The sequence below is a fragment of the Streptomyces sp. DSM 120436 genome (assembly GCF_055778765.1).
On the sequence record NZ_JBSKBS010000001.1, the window covers coordinates 924,909 to 941,528 of the forward strand.

At 74.0% G+C, this 16,620-nt stretch carries 15 protein-coding genes; 7 read left to right on the top strand and 8 right to left on the bottom strand.

Features of this window, described 5'->3' with window-relative positions; genetic code table 11:
- Positions 1-186 precede the first annotated feature (186 nt).
- Together ACWH4W_RS04135 and ACWH4W_RS04140 are read right to left on the bottom strand one after the other, a co-directional pair.
- A complete protein-coding gene (locus ACWH4W_RS04135) occupies positions 187-1,917 on the bottom strand; it encodes a serine/threonine-protein kinase (protein WP_473074470.1) in 1,731 nt (576 codons plus the stop codon).
- 269 nt (positions 1,918-2,186) lie between these two features.
- Positions 2,187-3,152 carry an EamA family transporter gene (locus ACWH4W_RS04140; RefSeq protein ID WP_473074471.1) on the bottom strand — a complete coding sequence of 322 codons (966 nt, stop codon included), beginning with the start codon at positions 3,150-3,152 and terminating at the stop codon, positions 2,187-2,189.
- A gap of 244 nt (positions 3,153-3,396) precedes the next feature.
- Here ACWH4W_RS04140 and ACWH4W_RS04145 point away from each other — a divergent pair, with 244 nt between their 5' ends.
- A complete protein-coding gene (locus ACWH4W_RS04145) occupies positions 3,397-3,849 on the top strand; it encodes an NUDIX hydrolase (protein WP_473074472.1) in 453 nt (150 codons plus the stop codon).
- Positions 3,850-4,113: 264 nt separating this feature from the next.
- A complete protein-coding gene (locus ACWH4W_RS04150) occupies positions 4,114-4,539 on the top strand; it encodes a VOC family protein (RefSeq protein WP_473074473.1) in 426 nt (141 codons plus the stop codon).
- Positions 4,540-4,548: 9 nt separating this feature from the next.
- On the opposite strand, the gene ACWH4W_RS04155 is transcribed toward ACWH4W_RS04150, so the two are convergent.
- Positions 4,549-7,425: an FAD-binding and (Fe-S)-binding domain-containing protein gene (locus tag ACWH4W_RS04155; RefSeq protein WP_473074474.1), complete on the bottom strand. Its 2,877-nt coding sequence runs from the start codon at positions 7,423-7,425 to the stop codon at positions 4,549-4,551.
- A 414-nt stretch (positions 7,426-7,839) separates the two neighbouring features.
- On the opposite strand from ACWH4W_RS04155, the gene serC reads away from it, so the two are divergent.
- Positions 7,840-8,958, top strand: a complete 1,119-nt coding sequence (gene serC / locus ACWH4W_RS04160; protein ID WP_473074475.1) for a phosphoserine transaminase — start codon at positions 7,840-7,842, stop codon at positions 8,956-8,958.
- Between the two features lie 67 nt (positions 8,959-9,025).
- On the opposite strand, the gene ACWH4W_RS04165 is transcribed toward serC, so the two are convergent.
- The 3 genes from ACWH4W_RS04165 to ACWH4W_RS04175 are packed head-to-tail and all read right to left on the bottom strand — an operon-like array spanning position 9,026 to position 11,536.
- Positions 9,026-9,724 (bottom strand): hypothetical protein, encoded by a 699-nt coding sequence (locus tag ACWH4W_RS04165; protein ID WP_473074476.1) that lies wholly within the window; start codon positions 9,722-9,724, stop codon positions 9,026-9,028.
- Positions 9,725-9,752: 28 nt separating this feature from the next.
- Positions 9,753-10,574 (bottom strand): ABC transporter permease, encoded by an 822-nt coding sequence (locus ACWH4W_RS04170; protein ID WP_473074477.1) that lies wholly within the window; start codon positions 10,572-10,574, stop codon positions 9,753-9,755.
- Positions 10,571-11,536: an ATP-binding cassette domain-containing protein gene (locus ACWH4W_RS04175; RefSeq protein ID WP_473074478.1), complete on the bottom strand. Its 966-nt coding sequence runs from the start codon at positions 11,534-11,536 to the stop codon at positions 10,571-10,573. Before ACWH4W_RS04175 ends, ACWH4W_RS04170 begins: the two co-directional genes overlap by 4 nt.
- 86 nt (positions 11,537-11,622) lie before the next feature.
- On the opposite strand from ACWH4W_RS04175, the gene ACWH4W_RS04180 reads away from it, so the two are divergent.
- The gene (locus ACWH4W_RS04180; RefSeq protein WP_473074479.1) at positions 11,623-12,396 is read left to right on the top strand and encodes a TetR/AcrR family transcriptional regulator; all 774 of its coding nucleotides are present in this window, start codon (positions 11,623-11,625) and stop codon (positions 12,394-12,396) included.
- A 10-nt stretch (positions 12,397-12,406) separates the two neighbouring features.
- Here the strand turns inward: ACWH4W_RS04180 and ACWH4W_RS04185 are convergent, their stop codons facing one another.
- Positions 12,407-13,414 (bottom strand): WD40 repeat domain-containing protein, encoded by a 1,008-nt coding sequence (locus ACWH4W_RS04185; RefSeq protein WP_473074480.1) that lies wholly within the window; start codon positions 13,412-13,414, stop codon positions 12,407-12,409.
- A 119-nt stretch (positions 13,415-13,533) separates the two neighbouring features.
- On the opposite strand from ACWH4W_RS04185, the gene ACWH4W_RS04190 reads away from it, so the two are divergent.
- Positions 13,534-14,181 carry a GDSL-type esterase/lipase family protein gene (locus ACWH4W_RS04190; RefSeq protein ID WP_473074481.1) on the top strand — a complete coding sequence of 216 codons (648 nt, stop codon included), beginning with the start codon at positions 13,534-13,536 and terminating at the stop codon, positions 14,179-14,181.
- 57 nt (positions 14,182-14,238) lie between these two features.
- Positions 14,239-15,231 (top strand): aldo/keto reductase, encoded by a 993-nt coding sequence (locus ACWH4W_RS04195; protein ID WP_473074482.1) that lies wholly within the window; start codon positions 14,239-14,241, stop codon positions 15,229-15,231.
- A gap of 132 nt (positions 15,232-15,363) precedes the next feature.
- Here the strand turns inward: ACWH4W_RS04195 and thpR are convergent, their stop codons facing one another.
- Positions 15,364-15,936, bottom strand: a complete 573-nt coding sequence (gene thpR / locus ACWH4W_RS04200) for an RNA 2',3'-cyclic phosphodiesterase (RefSeq protein WP_473074483.1) — start codon at positions 15,934-15,936, stop codon at positions 15,364-15,366.
- Positions 15,937-16,028: 92 nt separating this feature from the next.
- On the opposite strand from thpR, the gene ACWH4W_RS04205 reads away from it, so the two are divergent.
- Entirely contained in the window at positions 16,029-16,616 is a 588-nt protein-coding gene (locus tag ACWH4W_RS04205) for a Uma2 family endonuclease (RefSeq protein ID WP_473074484.1), read from the top strand.
- Positions 16,617-16,620: the final 4 nt, after the last annotated feature.

The window sequence follows — 16,620 nt, forward strand, 5'->3', positions numbered from 1 at the left end:
CGTTCCCTTCGTGCCCGCGGAGGAAGGACCGGTCACGCCCCGGACTCCCCGGGCATGTGCCGAACCCAGTGGAAAGGAGACACAGAGCGACTCCGGTCGCGCCCGGCCCCCGTGCGCTCCCGCACCTACAGAGATCAAGTCCTCGGAGCCCCGCCCGCGCCAGGAGCCACGGGACGCCACGGCCCGTCAGTCCTTCCGCCAGACCGTCATGTCCGCCCTGAGGAAGGCCAGGTCCGGCACGGCGGTCGACTTGACCTGGACGACGAGGAGTCCCACGTTTCCGTCGCCGTCCCGGAAGCAGATCTCGGTGCCTGCCGCGGAGGCGGCCAGCGGGTGGGCGCCGGGCTTCTGCTTCGCGGTCAGCATGCGACATGCGTCGTAGGTGCCGTCGCCCTGGTCGCCGTACACCTGGACGAACGTCACGGTGTCACTGTCCAGTTCGCAGCCGGCCATGGAGCAGCCGAACCGGATGTCCTCCTCGCGGGTGTCGTACACCTCGCCGTCGCCGGTGCGCAGGGAGTTCTCGGCGGTCAGCATCAGGCCGCTGTAGGGGTACGCCCGCGGCGCCCCGGCCGCACCCGCCGCCCCGTCGGCCCCCGTGCCCGGGCCGGCCGCCGAAGCGCCGTCCGAGCCGGCCCCCGCCCCGTCGCCGGACTTCTCCGCGTCCGTCGCGGCGCCGCCGGCCCCCGCCGGCCGTTCCGCCGCCGGTCCCGGCGTCGCGGAGGCGGAGGCGGCCGTGTCCCGGCCGCGTCCGTCGTCGCGTCCGTCTCCCCGGCCCGTCGCGTCCATGACCGACCAGGCAGCGGCGATCACCAGCCCGGCCGCGGCGAGGGCGGCCGCCCCGTACAGGGCCGGGCGCCGCCGACGGCTCCGGCGTCCCTCCGGCTCGGGCGACCGTCCCGGCAGCCCCGGTCCCGGGGCGACGACGGGCCCGGAGGGGGGCGTCCACGCCGCCGGGGCGGTCACCGGCAGCGTGTGCGCCGCTGTGGGCGGCACGCCCGGTTCCGGGGACGCGACCGGCGGCGGCGCCGTCACCTCCGGTCCGGCGATCTCCCGCCAGACGGCCGGTCCGGCTCCGGCGTCGGCGTCCCGCCCCAGCTCCTCCCGGCACCAGGCGACGACCTCCGCCGGGGTGGGTCTCCCCTCCGGTGCCTCGGCCAGGCACCGGGCGAGCAACCCGCGCAGCCGGTCGGGCAGTTCGGACAGGTCGGGGGCGGAGTGCACGATCCGGTACAGCACGCTCACCGCCGGCCCGTCCCCGTACAGCGGTCGGCCCAGCGCCGCGAAGGCGGCCGTCTGCCCGAGCGCGAAGACGTCCGTGGCGGCCGACACCTCGCCGCCGGACGCCTGCTCCGGGGCCATGAAGTGGGGCGTGCCGATCGCGGCGCCCGTGGCGGTGTGCGCGGTGGCGTCGGCGGCGCGGGCGATGCCGAAGTCGATGACCCGTGGCCCGTCGGAGGCCAGCAGGACGTTGGACGGCTTGAGGTCCCGGTGCACGATCCCGGCCCCGTGGATGGCCTGCAGCGCCTCGGCGATCCCCGCCGTCAGCCACAGCACCGCCGTCTCGGGCAGCGGCCCGCGCCGGGCGACGGCCTCGGTCAGGGAGGGGCCCGGCACGTACAGCGTGGCCAGCCAGGGCGGTACGTCCTCCGGGTCGGCGTCGATCAGTTCGGCGGTGTACGCGCCCTTCACCGTCCGGGCCGCCCTGACCTCCCGGGTGAAGCGCCGCCGGAAGGTGGGGTCGTCGGCCAGTTCCGGCCGCACGACCTTGAGGGCCACCGGCCGGCCCCCGTGCGTGTGCGCGAGGTACACCCGCCCCATGCCGCCCGCGCCCAGCCGGGCGGCGATCCGGTAGTCCCCCACGGTGCGCGGATCGTCGTCCTGCAGCGGCTGGAACGCCTCGGCCGTGTCCGTCATCGGTTCCCTCCCCGTCGTCCCGATGAGTCGATCAACAGCCTACGAGGCCGTCTCCGGCCGCCCCGCGCCGCCGCCGACACGGGCCCTGTCGCCGCTGGTGTCGGCGCCGGCGGCAGCGATCAGACTTCTCGGGAAGGCTTCCGCCCGTGGCCGGCCGTGTCACGGGTGCGACGGGCTGTCGTCATGCGGCCGGGCAAACAGGGCGCGCGGGGTGGTGGGACAGCGCCCTGAGGGCGCTTCCGGCTCCTGAGGTCCGACGAGGACGACCGTCAGTCCTTGGTGAGGTCCACGCGCGCCCGCACCCGGCGGCGTGGTCCCACCTGCGTCCGCACCGCGCCCATGCTCGCGGCGATGACCAGGGCGATGGCGGCGGCCTCCGTCGCGGCGAGGGCCTGGTCGAGGACGAGGAAGCCGGCGGCGGCCGCGAGGGCCGGTTCCAGGCTCATCAGGATCGCGAAGGTCGACGCGGGCAGCCGCCGCAGCGCGAGGAGTTCGAGGGTGTAGGGCAGGACGGACGACAGCACCGCGACCGCCGCGCCCAGCGCGAGGACCGTCGGGTCGAGGAGCTTGGCGCCGGACTCCAGGACGCCCAGGGGCAGGAACAGCACCGCCGCCACCGCCATGGCCAGGGCCAGCCCGTCCGCCTGCGGGAAGCGGCGCCCGGTACGCGCGCTGAAGACGATGTACGCCGCCCACATCGCCCCGGCGCCCAGCGCGAAGGCGACGCCCAGCGGGTCGAGGCCGCTGAAGCCCCCGCCGCCGAGGAGGAACCCGCCGGCGAGGGCCAGCGCGGCCCACACGAGGTTGACCGCGCGCCGGGAGGCCAGCACGGAGAGGGTGAGCGGCCCCAGGACCTCCAGGGTGACCGCGGGGCCGAGCGGGATGCGGGCGACGGACTGGTAGAAGAGGCCGTTCATCGCGGCCATCGCGACGCCGAAGGCGACCACCGTGCCCCAGTCGGTCCGCGAGTGCCCGCGCAGCCGCGGCCGGCACACCGCCATCAGCACCAGCGCCGCCACCAGCAGCCGCAGGGTGACCACCCCGAGCGCGCCGGCGCGCGGCATCAGCGTCACCGCGAGCGCCCCGCCGAACTGCACCGAGATGCCCCCGGCCAGCACCAGCCCGACCGGCCCCAGGGAGCCCCGGCGGCCGCCCGGGGCGCCGGCCCGCGCGGGGGCGGGACCGTGGCTCTGCCCGGGTGCGGTGGACGGGGTGGCGGCGCTGGGGGTGGTCACGGTGCCTTCCAGGGAGGTAGGAGACGCGAGGGACTCGAGGGTGATGCACGACTGCACCGAGTGTGCATCTTGGTGGACTCACAGGTCCAGCGTATTGGACTACGTCAGTACCGTGAAGCGTTCATATGCCTGACGATGCGACCCGTATCCCGTCCGGGTCAACTCCGTCCACGGTGCGGACGTCCCACCCGGTACGGTTCCCCCTGGTGACACCCCGTCCGCTCCCCCTATCAGCCGAGGCCCCGTGCGACGACTCCTGGTCCGTGTCTGGCGACTCCTGCGCCCGCTGCAGAGCCGCATCATGTGGCTGCTGCACGCCAAGTTCGTGGTCGGCGTGACGGGTGTGGTGCGCGACGACGAGGGGCGGGTGCTGCTGCTGCGGCACCGGATGTGGCCGCCCGGCCGCCAGTGGGGCCTGCCGAGCGGCTTCGCGCGCAAGGGCGAGGACTTCCGGCAGACCGTGGTGCGTGAGGTCAAGGAGGAGACCGGCCTCGACGTGGAGGCCGGCCGCCTGGTCATGCTGAACAGCGGCCTGCGCACCCGCATGGAGGTGGCCTTCGAGGCCCGCCTGCTCGGCGGCGAGCTGCGCCTGGACCCCTTCGAGATCCTCGAGGCCCGCTGGTGCGCACCGGACGCCCTTCCCGAGGGCGTCCAGCCGGTGTGCCACCCCCTCGTCCGGGGCGAGACGACGCCCTGACCCGACGGGGTGCGCCCGAGGTCCTCAGCGGGGTACGCCCAGCGCGTCCAGCCGCTCGTGCGGGGCCTCCGGCGGGAGGCTCGGGTGGCCGGGAAGTCCGGACGGGACAGCAGCACGTCCCGGGCGTTGACGGGACGACTCCAGCCACGCTTCGATGCCCCGCACACCGACTTGACACAGGCCGGCGCCGGTCCGGTCTCCCGTCGAGGGCACGCGCCGAATAATCAGCGGCCGGCCGGCGGCCCCCTTGTTAGGGTGCGCCCCGTGGCAGTGATCAGGCAGGTTCAAGTCACGTTCGACTGCGCGGATCCGGAGCGGCTGGCGCGGTTCTGGTGCGAGGTGCTGGGGTACACCGTGGTGCCACCCCAGGGGTACGGATCCTGGGACGAGTTCAACCGGGAGCGGTTCCCCGACGGGGACGGCGCCTGGTGTGCGGCGAGCGACCCCGCCGGGGCCGGGCCGCGGCTGTTCTTCCAGCGGGTGCCGGAGGGCAAGGTGGTCAAGAACCGCGTCCACCTCGACGTGCGCGTCGGCACCGGGCTGACCGGTGAGGAGAGGCTGGCCGCGCTGGAGGCCGAGTGCGCCCGGCTCGTGCCCCTCGGCGCCACCCGGCAGCGGCTGCTGTACGACGGCACCGACTCGTGCATCGTGATGCAGGACATCGAGGGGAACGAGTTCTGCCTCGACTGAGGCACCCGTTCACGCCTCCTCGTCCAGCGCCGCCGCCAGGATCTCCGCCAGGTGGCGTCCCCTGACGCCTCCCAGCTGCTCCAGCTGCGTCCGGCAGGAGAAGCCGTCCGCCTGGACCACCGCGTCCTGCGGCGCCTCCCGTACAGAGGGGAGCAACCGCTCCTCGGCGCAGGCGCGCGAGACGTCGTAGTGGCCCTTCTCGAAGCCGAAGTTGCCCGCCAGGCCGCAGCAGCCGCCGCTCAGCTCGCCCTGGAGTCCGGCCGCCTCCCGCAGTCTGCGGTCGGGGCCGTCGCCCAGGACCGCGTGCTGGTGGCAGTGGGTCTGGCCGGTGACCGGGCGGTTCACGGCGGGCGGGGTCCAGCCGGGGGCGTGGCGTTCCAGGGTCTCCGCGAACGTCAGGACCCGGGAGGCGAGTCGCGCCGCGCGCGGGTCGTCGTGGAGGAGTTCCGGGGCGTCCGTGCGCAGGGCGGCCGCGCAGCTCGGTTCCAGGACCACCAGGGGCGCGTCCGTGGCGAGGACCGGTTCCAGCAGGTCCAGGGTGCGGCTCAGTACCGTACGGGCACGGTCCAACTGGCCCGTGGAGAGGTACGTCAGGCCGCAGCAGACCCGCCCCCGCCGTGCCGCCAGCAGGGACAGCGCCGAGCGTGACCGGGCGTCGCCCACCCGCCCGCCGGACGGCAGCCGCAGCGTCGGCGGCAGCGCCACCCGCAGTCCCGCCGCCTCCAGCACCCGCACGGCCGCCCTGCCCACCGACGGCGACAGGTGCTCGGTGAAGGTGTCCGGCCACAGCACCACCAGCGTGCCCGCACCCGCAGAAGTGCCCCGCTTCCGCCGCCACCAGCGGGTGAACGGCTCGCCCGCCAGACGCGGGACCTCCCGCTCGTCCGCGATCCCGGCGAGCCGTTTCGCCAGGCGCGCGAGCGGGCCGGCCGAGGCCAGCGCGTTCGCCGCCCCCGCCGTCCGGGTCCGGGCGGCCCAGGACAGCCACACCGGCAGCCACCCCATCGCGTAGTGGGCGGCGGGCCGGCGGCGGCCCGCGTAGTGGTGGTGCAGGAACTCCGCCTTGTACGTGGCCATGTCGACGCCGACCGGGCAGTCGGAGCGGCACCCCTTGCAGGACAGGCACAGGTCGAGCGCGTCCCGGACCTCGGTGGAGCGCCAGCCGTCGGTCACCACCTCGCCCGCGAGCATCTCGTGCAGCAGCCGGGCGCGCCCGCGCGTGGAGTGCGCCTCCTCGCCCGTCGCCCGGAACGACGGACACATCACGGCGGACCCCGACGCGGACGTCGTACGGCACTTGGCGACGCCCACGCAGCGCCGCACCGCGGCCGAGAAGTCGCCGGCGTCGGCGGGGTAGCCGAAGGCGACGTCGACCGGTCCGCGCGGCAGGACGGAGAAGCGGAGGTCCGCGTCGAGGGGGGCGGGGCGGACCAGCATGCCGGGGTTGAGCAGGTCGTCCGGGTCCCACACCCCCTTCACCCGCTCGAAGAGGGCGACCGTCTCCGCGCCGTACATGCGGGGCAGCAGTTCGGCCCGCGCCTGCCCGTCCCCGTGCTCCCCCGACAGCGAACCGCCGTGGGCGACGACCAGATCGGCCAGCTCCTCCGAGAAGCGCCGGAAGCGGGCGACGCCCGGCCCGGTCAGCAGGTCGAAGTCGATGCGCACGTGGATGCAGCCGTCCCCGAAGTGCCCGTACGGGGTGCCGCGCAGGCCGTGGTCGGCGAGCAGCGCCCGGAAGTCCCGCAGGTACGCGCCGAGCCGGGCGGGCGGCACCGCGCAGTCCTCCCAACCGGGCCACGCCTCACCGCCCCCGGGCATCCGGGTCGCCGTGCCGCTGGCGTCCTCCCGGATGCGCCACAGGGTGCGCTGCCGGGCCGGGTCGGTGACCACCAGCGCGTCCACGACGTCCGCCGCCCGCACGATCGCCTCGGCCGCCGCGCGCGCCTCCGCGCCGGTGTCCCCGCCGGCCTCGACGAAGAGCCACGCTCCCCCGCGCGGCAGGTCCGCGGCGGACGGCACCAGGTCGGCCGCCATGCCCTCCACGGTCAGCGGCCGGTACGGCAGCAGCCCCGCCGCCGCCTGCGCGGCCCCGCTCTCGTCCGCGTACGCCAGCACGGCGAGCGCCCGCGCGCGGGGCGCCCGGACGAGGGTCAGCTCGGCCTCGGTGAGCACGGCGAGGGTGCCCTCCGAGCCGCAGAGGGAACGGGCGACGTCGGCGCGGTTCTCGGGCAGCAGGGCGTCCACCGGGTAGCCGGAGATGCGGCGGGGCAGGTCGGGGAAAGCGGTGCGCAGGCGCGTCAGTTCGCCGTCGACGAGGTCGCGCAGGCCCGCCGGGGCGCCCGCCCAGCCGGGTCCCGGGCGCAGCCGTTCGCCGCGCGCGGTGATCACCGACAGGGTGCGCACGTTGTCGGCGGTGGTGCCCCAGGCGACCGAGTGGGAGCCGCAGGAGTTGTTGCCGATCATGCCGCCGAGGGTGCAGCGGCTGTGGGTGGAGGGGTCCGGGCCGAAGCGGAGGCCGTGCGGGGCGGCGGCCTCCTGGAGCCGGTCGAGGACGAGGCCGGGCTGGACGACGGCGGTGCCCGCCTCCGGGTCGAGGGACAGCAGGCGGTTCATGTGGCGTGTGAAGTCGAGCACCACGCCCGTGCCGGTCGCCTGCCCCGCGATGGACGTCCCGCCGCCGCGCGGCACCACGGGCGCCCCGCGCTCCCGGCACACTGCCAGCACCGCCGCGACGTCGTCGGCGTCCCGGGGGGCGACCACGCCGAGCGGAACCCGGCGGTAGTTGGAGGCGTCCATCGTGGTCAACGCCCGCGCGGTGACGCCGAAGTCCACCTCGCCGCCCACCGCCGAACGCAGCGCCGCCGCCAGTTCCCGCTGATCCGTCATGCTCTCAGGATGCCCCCGCGGGGGCGCGGCGCGGGCGGCGCCCTCGCCCCCTCCGGGTGAGCCCCCGCCGGCACCTCTCCTTCGGCCGCGGCCCGCACGTGTGCCCCGGCGCCGCGCCGTCCCGGCCGGAGACGGGCGTCGCCCTCCCGGCCCCGCACGCCCGCTTCCCGGAGCCGGGCCCGGCGGACCCGGCGAGCGAGCCGCGCGACCAGCCGGTCGTCACTCGGAACGGCCTGCACGACCTGCACGACCTGCCGGTGACGCTCGGCGGGCGAGTGCCGCGGGGGCGGACGGACCTCCCCCGGTTCGTCCGCCCCCGTCCCGGTGACGCGTCTCAACGGATCGTCTCAGCGGCTCGTCTCAGCGGACGGACGATGTTTCGCCCGGATTTCCCTCAGCCGCTAGGCTCCGCACGTGGCTGAGATCCGGATTCCTGCTGACATCAAGCCCGCCGACGGTCGTTTCGGTGCGGGTCCCTCCAAGGTGCGGACGGAAGCGCTGGACGCGCTGGCCGCGACCGGCACGTCCCTGCTGGGCACCTCCCACCGCCAGGCCCCGGTGAAGAACCTGGTCGGCGCCGTGCGCGAGGGCATCCGCGAGCTGTTCCAGCTCCCCGAGGGCTACGAGGTGATCCTCGGCAACGGCGGGTCCACCGCGTTCTGGGACATCGCGACCCACGGCCTGATCGAGAACAAGTCGCAGCACCTCAGCTTCGGCGAGTTCAGCTCCAAGTTCGCCAAGGCCGCGGGGCTCGCCCCGTGGCTGGCCGACCCGGACGTCATCTCCTCCGACCCGGGCACCCACCCGGAGGCGGTCGCCGAGGCGGGCGTGGACGTGTACGCCCTCACCCACAACGAGACCTCCACCGGCGTCGCGATGCCGATCAAGCGCGTCGCGGGCGCCGACGAGGGCGCGCTGGTCCTGGTGGACGCCACCTCCGGCGCGGGCGGCCTGCCGGTCGACATCGCCGAGACGGACGTCTACTACTTCGCCCCGCAGAAGTCCTTCGCCTCCGACGGCGGTCTGTGGATCGGCGTGTTCTCCCCGGCCGCGATCGAGCGCGCCGAGCGGATCCACGCGAGCGGCCGGCACGTCCCGGAGTTCTTCTCCCTGCCGACGGCGATCGACAACTCCCGCAAGAACCAGACGTACAACACCCCGGCGCTCGCCACCCTGTTCCTGCTGAACCAGCAGCTGGAGTGGATCAACGGCCAGGGCGGCCTGGACTGGGCGGTCCGCCGCACCGCGACCTCCGCGCGCACCCTGTACGGCTGGGCCGAGGACGTGAAGTTCGCGAACCCGTTCGTCACCGACCCGGCGAAGCGGTCCGCCGTCATCGGCACGATCGACTTCACCGACGAGGTGGACGCGGCCGCCGTCGCCAAGGTGCTGCGCGCCAACGGCGTCGTCGACACCGAGCCGTACCGCAAGCTGGGCCGCAACCAGCTCCGCGTCGCGATGTTCCCGGCGATCGACCCGGCGGACGTCGAGGCCCTGACGAAGTGCGTCGACCACGTCATCGAGCGGCTGTAGTCCACGCCTCCCGCACCCCACGGGAAGGGCGCCCGGCGGACCTCCGCCGGGCGCCCTTCCCGTCGCCTCACCCGCGGTGCGCGGCCCGCCAGGCGTCCACCAGCGCGTCGTACCGCCGCCGCTGCTCCTCCCGCGCGTCCCGCGCCTCCTCGGTGGCGGGGTCGAGGAGGTGGCCCAGGGGCCGGGGACGGCGCCGGAAGCCGAGGGACTCGCCCAGGGCCGTGAGCGTCTCGCCGGCCCGCTCCCACTCCTGCGACGACAGCCGGCGCCCCTCGTCGGTGACCACGGGCGCCCTGATGACGGCGGCCATCGCGCTGCACCCGGCGCCCAGCGTCCACAGCGCCTGGCAGGCGAGCGCGGGGCCGAGGCCGACCCCGCGCCACTCCGGGTCCAGCCGGACGTCCGTCAGGACGAGCAGGTCGCCGTCGGCGGACGTCACGGTGTCCCGGAACTCCTGCGCGTAGCCGCCCCGCCCGAGGTCGTAGCAGCCCATGACCGTGTGGAAGAGAGCCAGGTCGTCCCCTTGCGCGTCAGCGGCGGGGGACGGGCTGAACCGCTCGTCCTGCCGGAGCCGGGAGAAGGCCAGCGAGCCGACGGCCCCGCCGACGGTGCGGTTCCGGAACCGCTCCACCCGTACGGACACGGTCCACTCGTCGATGCCGTCCCGGTCCCCCATGCCGCTCACCGGTTCCCGGAGGTGGTACTCCAGCCACAACCGCCCCGGGTCACCGGGCAGTTCCTCGATCGGACGTCTGTACGGTCCCATGCCGCCGCATGGTAGCCGTGACCCCGCCTCACCTGCTGAGACGCTGGAACCTCCGCACCGCGAGCGGCAGGAAGACCGCCGTCAGGATCACCGGCCACACCCCGGCCATCAGCAGCGCGTGCTGCTCCACCCACGAGTCGCCGCCGCCCACCGGCGTGCCGAACAGCTCGCGGGTCGCCGCGGCCGTGGAGGAGATCGGGTTCCAGGCGGCCACCCAGCCCAGCCAGTCGGGCATGAGCTGCGGGGCGACGAAGATGCTGGAGATCATCGTCAGCGGGAACGCCACCGCGAACAGGCCGCCCGCCGCCTCCGGGTTGGGCACCAGCAGCCCCAGCCAGACCCCGAGCCAGATCAGCGCGAACCGCAGCCACAGCAGCAGCCCGAACGCGGCGAGGAACTCCCAGCCGCCGTCCGGCCGCCAGCCCATGACCAGCGCGGTCAGCATCAGGATGGCCAGCTCGGCGCAGGCGACGATCAGATCGGTCACCCCGCGCCCGGCCACCACCGCCGACGACGCCATCGGCATCGAGCGGAAGCGGTCGATGACGCCCTTGGTGGAGTCGTAGACCACGACGGTCGCGGTGTTGATGAAGCCGAAGGCCATGGTCATCACGAACATGCCCGGCATCAGGAAGTCCTTGTAGTCCCCGCCGCCCGGCACCCGCATCGCGCTGCCGAAGACATAGCCGTACAGCAGCACCGACAGGATGGGGAAGCCGAGCTGCCAGGCGATGTTGACGGGCTGGCGCTGGTAGTGGGTCAGGCCCCGGCGGACGACGTTCCAGCAGTCCGCGAACGCCCAGTACACCCGGCCGCGGCCGGCCGGTCCGGTCAGGTCGAGCGCGCTCATGCCGCCGCCTCCTTCTCCGTGCGGTGTCCGGTCAGGCGCAGGAACACGTCGTCGAGGCTGGGCCTGCGCAGCCCGATGTCCTCGACCCGCACGCCCTCGTCCTGGAGGGTGCGCGCCACGTCCGTGAGCGCGGCCACCCGGTCGGTCACGGGCGCGTGCACCCGCAACTCGGCCTCGTCCGCCTCCGGTTCGCCGTCGGCGACCCGGGCGACCACCTTCACCGCGCGCGGGATGTCCGCGCGTTCGGCCACCACGACCTCGACGCGGTCGCCGCCGACGCGGTTCTTCAGCCCGTCCGGGGTGTCGTCGGCGATGGCCCGCCCCCGGTCGATGACGGTGATCCGGGAGGCCAGCCGGTCGGCCTCCTCCAGGTACTGCGTGGTCAGCAGCACGGTCGTGCCGCCGGCCACCAACGCCCGTACCGAGTCCCAGACTTCGCCCCGGCTGCGGGGATCGAGCCCCGTCGTCGGCTCGTCCAGGAACAGCACGGCCGGCGTGAGGATCATCGACGCCGCCAGGTCCAGCCGGCGCCGCATGCCGCCGCTGTAGTCGCCGACGCCCTTGTCGGCGGCGTCGGTCAGGTCGAACTGCTCCAGCAGCTCCGCCGCCCGCTCCTTGGCGCGCCGGCCGCCGAGGTGGAACAGCCTGCCGAACATCTCCAGGTTCTGCCGCCCGGTGAGCACCTCGTCCACCGCCGCGTACTGCCCGGTGAGCCCGATCCGCGCCCGCACCTCGCGCGCCCGGTGCGCCACGTCGAGCCCGGCCACCCTCGCCCGCCCCCCGTCGAGCCGGACCAGCGTCGACAGGATCCGTACGGCGGTGGTCTTGCCCGCGCCGTTCGGTCCCAGCAGTCCGTGCACCGTGCCCGGCCGCACGGCGAGGTCGAAGCCGTCCAGGGCGCGCTTCTCGCCGTACCGCTTCTCCAGCCCCTCGGCCAGGACCGCGTACCCGTCGTCCTTCATGGGTCCCCCTTCCAGAAACCGGGTACACCGTACCCGATGGTGCGTACGACGTACTCAGTTTTTTCGCGCGGACCTAGACTGCCTGCATGAGCAGCGGCGGAAGCGGTACGGAGACCAGCGGCAGCGGCGACCTCGCGCGCACCCTCGACCTGCTGTGGGGCACCGGACAGCGGCCCAGCCGGGGCCCGAAGCCGGGGCTGACCCTGGAGCGGATCGTGGAGGCGGCGGTCGAGGTCGCCGACCGGGACGGCATCGGCGCGCTGTCGATGCGCCGGATCGCCTCGGAACTGGGCACCGGCACGATGTCCCTCTACCGCTACGTCCCCGGCAAGGCCGAACTGCTCGACCTGATGCTGGAGCGGGTGCAGCACCCGCACGACCCCGGGGACCTGGGCGACGGCGACTGGCGGTCGGCCCTGGAGGCGCTGGGCCGGGCCACCCTCGCCCTCTACCGGCGGCACCCCTGGCTGCTGGAGGTCAACCAGTCCCGCCCGGTCCTCGGCCCGAACGCCCTGGACGGCCTGGAGACGGTGCTCTCCCGGATCAAGCCGATGGGCCTGTCCGACCCCGAACTGATGTCGGCGATCATGATGATCGACGGATACGTGGCCGGGGCCGCCCGCACCCAGCGCTACCAGGAGGAGGCCGAGCGCAGCTCGGGTCTCACGGACGCGCAGTTCTGGGACGCCCAGCACCCCTACCTGGAGCGGGCCATGAACAGCGGGCGCTATCCCGTACTGGCCGGCCTCTCCGACGACACCTTCGGCACCGACTTCGACCACTTCGAGTTCGGCCTCCAGCGCATCCTGGACGGCCTGGAGGAGTTCGTCGCCCGCCGCGCGGCCGGACAGGGGCGCTGAGGCCCCGGGTTCAGCCCTTCCGCCGGCGCCTGCTCAGCCCGAGGAAGGCCGCCACGACGAGGGCGACCACCACGGCGCCCCCGACCTTCACCGAGTCGCCGCTCCCGTCGCCGGAGGCGCTGCCGCCGCCGTCCGCACGGGAGCCGGGGCCGCCGCTCGCCCCGTCCTCGTCCGCGCCGGGCGCGGGACGGCTCACCACCCCGCTCCGCTCCCCCTCGCTGCCGAACAGCAGCCGGGAGCCGTCGGCGGAGAAGGTCACCGACTCGCCCTGAACCTGGAGCGGCACGCTCAGCCGCCCCTTGCGCTCGATCCTCCCGCCGTTCCACGCGTAGTGGACGCCCCCGAAGTAGCCGCGCACGGCGAGGTGCCGCCCGTCCGGGGAGAGGGCCGCGTCGGTGGTCCACAGCTCGACCGGGGCGATCGGCTCGAACACGTTGTCACCGGACGGCGAGAGCTTCTCCGGCCCCTCGTAGAGGTGCCCGCCGTCCTCGTGCTTGTCGATGAGGTAGACCCGCCCCGTCCTCGGGTGCACGACCATCGCCTCGGCGTCGCGCGGACCGTCGGCGTACTTCACGACGTACTGGACGGCCCGCACGGTGGCGTCCTCCAGCCGCTCCGGCTCGGGGAGTTCGTAGATCCACACGTACGGCCAGGTGCCGCCGAGGTTGTCGCCGATGTCGGCGACGAAGAGGCGGTTGCCGGGGCCCACCGCGATCGCCTCCACGTCCCGGGGGCTGCCGATGCCGGTGAGGGTGAGGCGGGCCACCGTGTCGCCGGTGCCGCTGTCGACGGCGTAGAGGTAGGGGCCGTCGTCGCTGTCGTTGTGCGTCCAGTACACGCCGGGGTGCAGGCGGGAGGCGGCGAGCCCGCTGGACTCGGTGACGCGCGGGTCGTTGATGGTGAACCCCTCGCCCCCGCCGTCGCTGTCGGCGGCGGAGGCAGCGGAGGCAGCGGCGGCGGGCACGGCGAGCGCGGCCGTCAGCAGGGCCGCGGCGAGCAGGGCGGAGGGTCGGCGCATGCCCCAAGACTGCCATCAGCCGGAGCCCCCGGGTTGCGGGTGTCGGGGCTCACATCGCGGTGAACGCACCGATCCACCATGATGATCGGGTGCTCAGGTTCATGCCCGTAGGTGACTCGATGACGATCGGGAGCGCGGGTGAACACACCTGGCGCTACCGGCTGTGGCAGCACCTGTGCACCGCGTACGGCGGCCCCTTCACCCTGGTCGGCCCGCGCGAGACGCTGCACGACCCGTCGACGGACGCCCCCACCTCGTACGCGTACGCCGACCCGGACTTCCCCCGGGCCCACCTGGCGGGCTGGGGCGAGGGCTGGTACCACATGGCCCCGCTGATCGGCGACGCCGTGCGCTCCTGCCGCGCGGACGTGCTGCTGGTGTCGCTCGGCCTGATCGACCTGGGCTTCTACACCAACGCCGAGCAGACCGCGGACAACGTCCGCGCCTTCGTCACCGCGGCGCGCGCGGCCCGCCCGAAGGTGCGGACGGCGGTGATGCCGGTGGTCCGCAACATCCGGGTGGAGGCGGACGAGACCTTCGCGGGGCAGGTCGACCGGTTCAACGCCCTGCTGGCCGAGGCGGTCGCCGACCTGGACACACCCCGCTCCCCGGTGCTGCTCGTCCCGCCCCCGGCGACGTACGACTTCCACGTGGACACCTACGACGGCACGCACCCCAACGAGAGCGGCGAGCACAAGATCGCGGGCGCGTTCGCCGAGGCGATGTGGCACGCGTGGTCCCTGGGCGGCCCGTACAAGCCGTCCTGACCCGACGCGCGGGCAGCACTTGCATGGAGCGCACTCCAAGACGTTGGCTTGACGTCCATGAGGTACACGCAGCTCGGACGCACAGGACTCAAGGTCAGCCGGCTCGTCCTCGGGACGATGAACTTCGGTCCGCAGACCGACGAGGCCGACAGTCATGCCATCATGGACGCGGCGCTGGACGCCGGCATCAACTTTTTCGACACGGCCAATGTTTACGGGTGGGGCGAGAACAAGGGCCGCACCGAGGAGATCATCGGCAGCTGGTTCGCCCAGGGCGGCGGCCGCCGGGACAAGGTCGTCCTCGCGACCAAGGTGTACGGCAACATGGGCCCGGACGGGGAGGCGTGGCCCAACCACGACAAGCTCTCCGCGGTGAACATCCGGCGCGCGGTGGACGCCTCGCTGAAGCGGCTGGGGACCGACCACATCGACCTCTACCAGTTCCACCACGTCGACCGGGCCACCCCGTTCGAGGAGATCTGGCAGGCGGTCGACGTCCTGATCCAGCAGGGCAAGATCCTCTACGTCGGTTCCTCCAACTTCCCCGGCTACAAGATCGCCCAGGCCAACGAGATCGCCGCCCGGCGCGGCGGCACCATCGGCCTGGTCAGCGAGCAGTGCCTGTACAACCTCGCCGAGCGGCGCGCCGAGATGGAGGTCGTCCCGGCCGCGCGGGACTACGGGCTCGGGGTCATCCCCTGGTCGCCGCTGCACGGCGGGCTGCTGGGCGGCGTCCTCAAGAAGCAGGCCGAGGGCGGCCGCCGCGCCTCCGGGCGGGCCGCGGAGACCCTGGCCGACCCGGCGGCCCGCAAGCAGATCCAGGCGTACGAGGACCTGCTGGAGAAGCACGGCCTGGAGCCGGGCGAGACGGCGCTGGCCTGGCTGCTCACCCGTCCCGGCGTGACCGGCCCGATCGTCGGCCCCCGTACCCGCGAGCAGCTCGAATCGGCGCTGCGGGCGGTGGAGCTGGAGCTGGGCGAGGAGCTGCTGGCCTCGCTCGACGAGATCTTCCCGGGCCCGGGGCCGTCGCCGGAGGCGTTCGCCTGGTGACGGCGGGCACGCCGTGACGGCCCGGCGGCGGCGCTAGTTTCCGAGCGCCGCCGCCAGGGCCACCACGACGAACATCAGCACGAGCGCACCGGCCATGATCCGGTTCCGGGTCTTCGGGTCCACGCGTCGAGCCTAACGGGCCGCGCCGAGTGCCCGGCGGGCGACCGCCTCGTAACGGGGCTGCTCGCCGGGAACGCCCGACCGGGGCAGGTGGCTGCGCACCAGCACCAGCTCCTCCACGGTCCAGGTGCGGCTGCGGAAGTCCTCCAGCGCCGCGAGGTACGGCCGTACGTCGACGGTGTCCCGGCTGCGGGCCACGGTCAGGTGGGCCCGGTAGCGCCGGTGCTCGTCCATGTCCACGCCCGCCTTGCGCCCGGCCGCCTCGGACCGCTCGGCCAGCAGCCGCATCGTCCGCAGGTCGCCCGCGGCCCCGGCCCACAGCGCGCGCCCCCGGCCGAACTGGCCGCCGCCGCGGAGCGCCAGCCGGAACGGCTCGGTCCGCGCCGCGGCCCGTTCCAGCCGCGCGGTCAGCCCGGGCACGGTCTCCTCGTCCACCTCGCCGTAGAACGCGAGCGTGAAGTGCCACCCGGCCCGCTCGGTCCACCGCATCCGGCCGGCCCCGGGCAGCTCCCGCAGCCCGTCCACCTCGGCGGCCAGCGCCCCGGTCACGTCCTCGGGCGGCAGCACGGCGGCGAAAAGTCTCATGCCCCCCAGTGTCCCGCGTGCCCTGGTCACCGTGCGTATCGTTGTACCGCGCGGCCGTACGCATCGAGCGTCGGCCGGGGAGGAGCGCCACGATGACCGTCCTCGAAGACAGGATCGAGATGGCCGAGAGCGGCGACGAGCTCACGCTCGACATGATGTTCGCGTGGCTGGAGAAGATGCCCGTCCCCGAGGGTTACAAGACGGAGATCGTCGGGGGGCACATCTTCATGACGCCGCAGCGGGACACCCACTGGGACATCATCGCGGACGTCTACGACCAACTGCGCGCGAAGTACCCGCGCAAGCGTCTCAAGTCCGACGTCCGCATCGATTATCCGGGGCATCTCAACGGCTTCGCCTCCGACGTGACCCTGCTGACCGAGAACGCGGCCAGGGACAGCACGGGGCGGTGGCGCTGCGAGGACGTCCTCCTCGTCGCCGAGGTGATCTCGCAGAAGACCGCCGGCAACGACTACGGGCCGAAGAAGGACGCCTACGCCGCCGCCGGTGTGCCGGTGTACCTGATCGTCGACCCGTACACCGGTGAGTGGCACCTGCACACACTGCCGAAGGACGGGAAGTACCACGGCAGTGTGTGCTTCGGCTTCGGCATCGAGATCGACCTGACCGGGACGGTCGTCGGTCTCGTGCTCAGGACCGACGAGTTCCCTCGCGGCTGATCAC

Excerpts from the sequence above, each read along its gene's own strand:
- ACWH4W_RS04135 (WP_473074470.1), bottom strand. The coding sequence starts at position 1,917 with ATGACGGACACGGCCGAGGCGTTCCAGCCGCTGCAGGACGACGATCCG.
- ACWH4W_RS04190 (WP_473074481.1), top strand. The coding sequence starts at position 13,534 with ATGACGATCGGGAGCGCGGGTGAACACACCTGGCGCTACCGGCTGTGG.
- ACWH4W_RS04195 (WP_473074482.1), top strand. The coding sequence starts at position 14,239 with ATGAGGTACACGCAGCTCGGACGCACAGGACTCAAGGTCAGCCGGCTC.
- ACWH4W_RS04205 (WP_473074484.1), top strand. The coding sequence starts at position 16,029 with ATGACCGTCCTCGAAGACAGGATCGAGATGGCCGAGAGCGGCGACGAG.
- ACWH4W_RS04185 (WP_473074480.1), bottom strand. The coding sequence starts at position 13,414 with ATGCGCCGACCCTCCGCCCTGCTCGCCGCGGCCCTGCTGACGGCCGCG.
- ACWH4W_RS04170 (WP_473074477.1), bottom strand. The coding sequence starts at position 10,574 with ATGAGCGCGCTCGACCTGACCGGACCGGCCGGCCGCGGCCGGGTGTAC.
- thpR (WP_473074483.1), bottom strand. The coding sequence starts at position 15,936 with ATGAGACTTTTCGCCGCCGTGCTGCCGCCCGAGGACGTGACCGGGGCG.
- ACWH4W_RS04180 (WP_473074479.1), top strand. The coding sequence starts at position 11,623 with ATGAGCAGCGGCGGAAGCGGTACGGAGACCAGCGGCAGCGGCGACCTC.
- ACWH4W_RS04165 (WP_473074476.1), bottom strand. The coding sequence starts at position 9,724 with ATGGGACCGTACAGACGTCCGATCGAGGAACTGCCCGGTGACCCGGGG.
- ACWH4W_RS04175 (WP_473074478.1), bottom strand. The coding sequence starts at position 11,536 with ATGAAGGACGACGGGTACGCGGTCCTGGCCGAGGGGCTGGAGAAGCGG.
- ACWH4W_RS04155 (WP_473074474.1), bottom strand. The coding sequence starts at position 7,425 with ATGACGGATCAGCGGGAACTGGCGGCGGCGCTGCGTTCGGCGGTGGGC.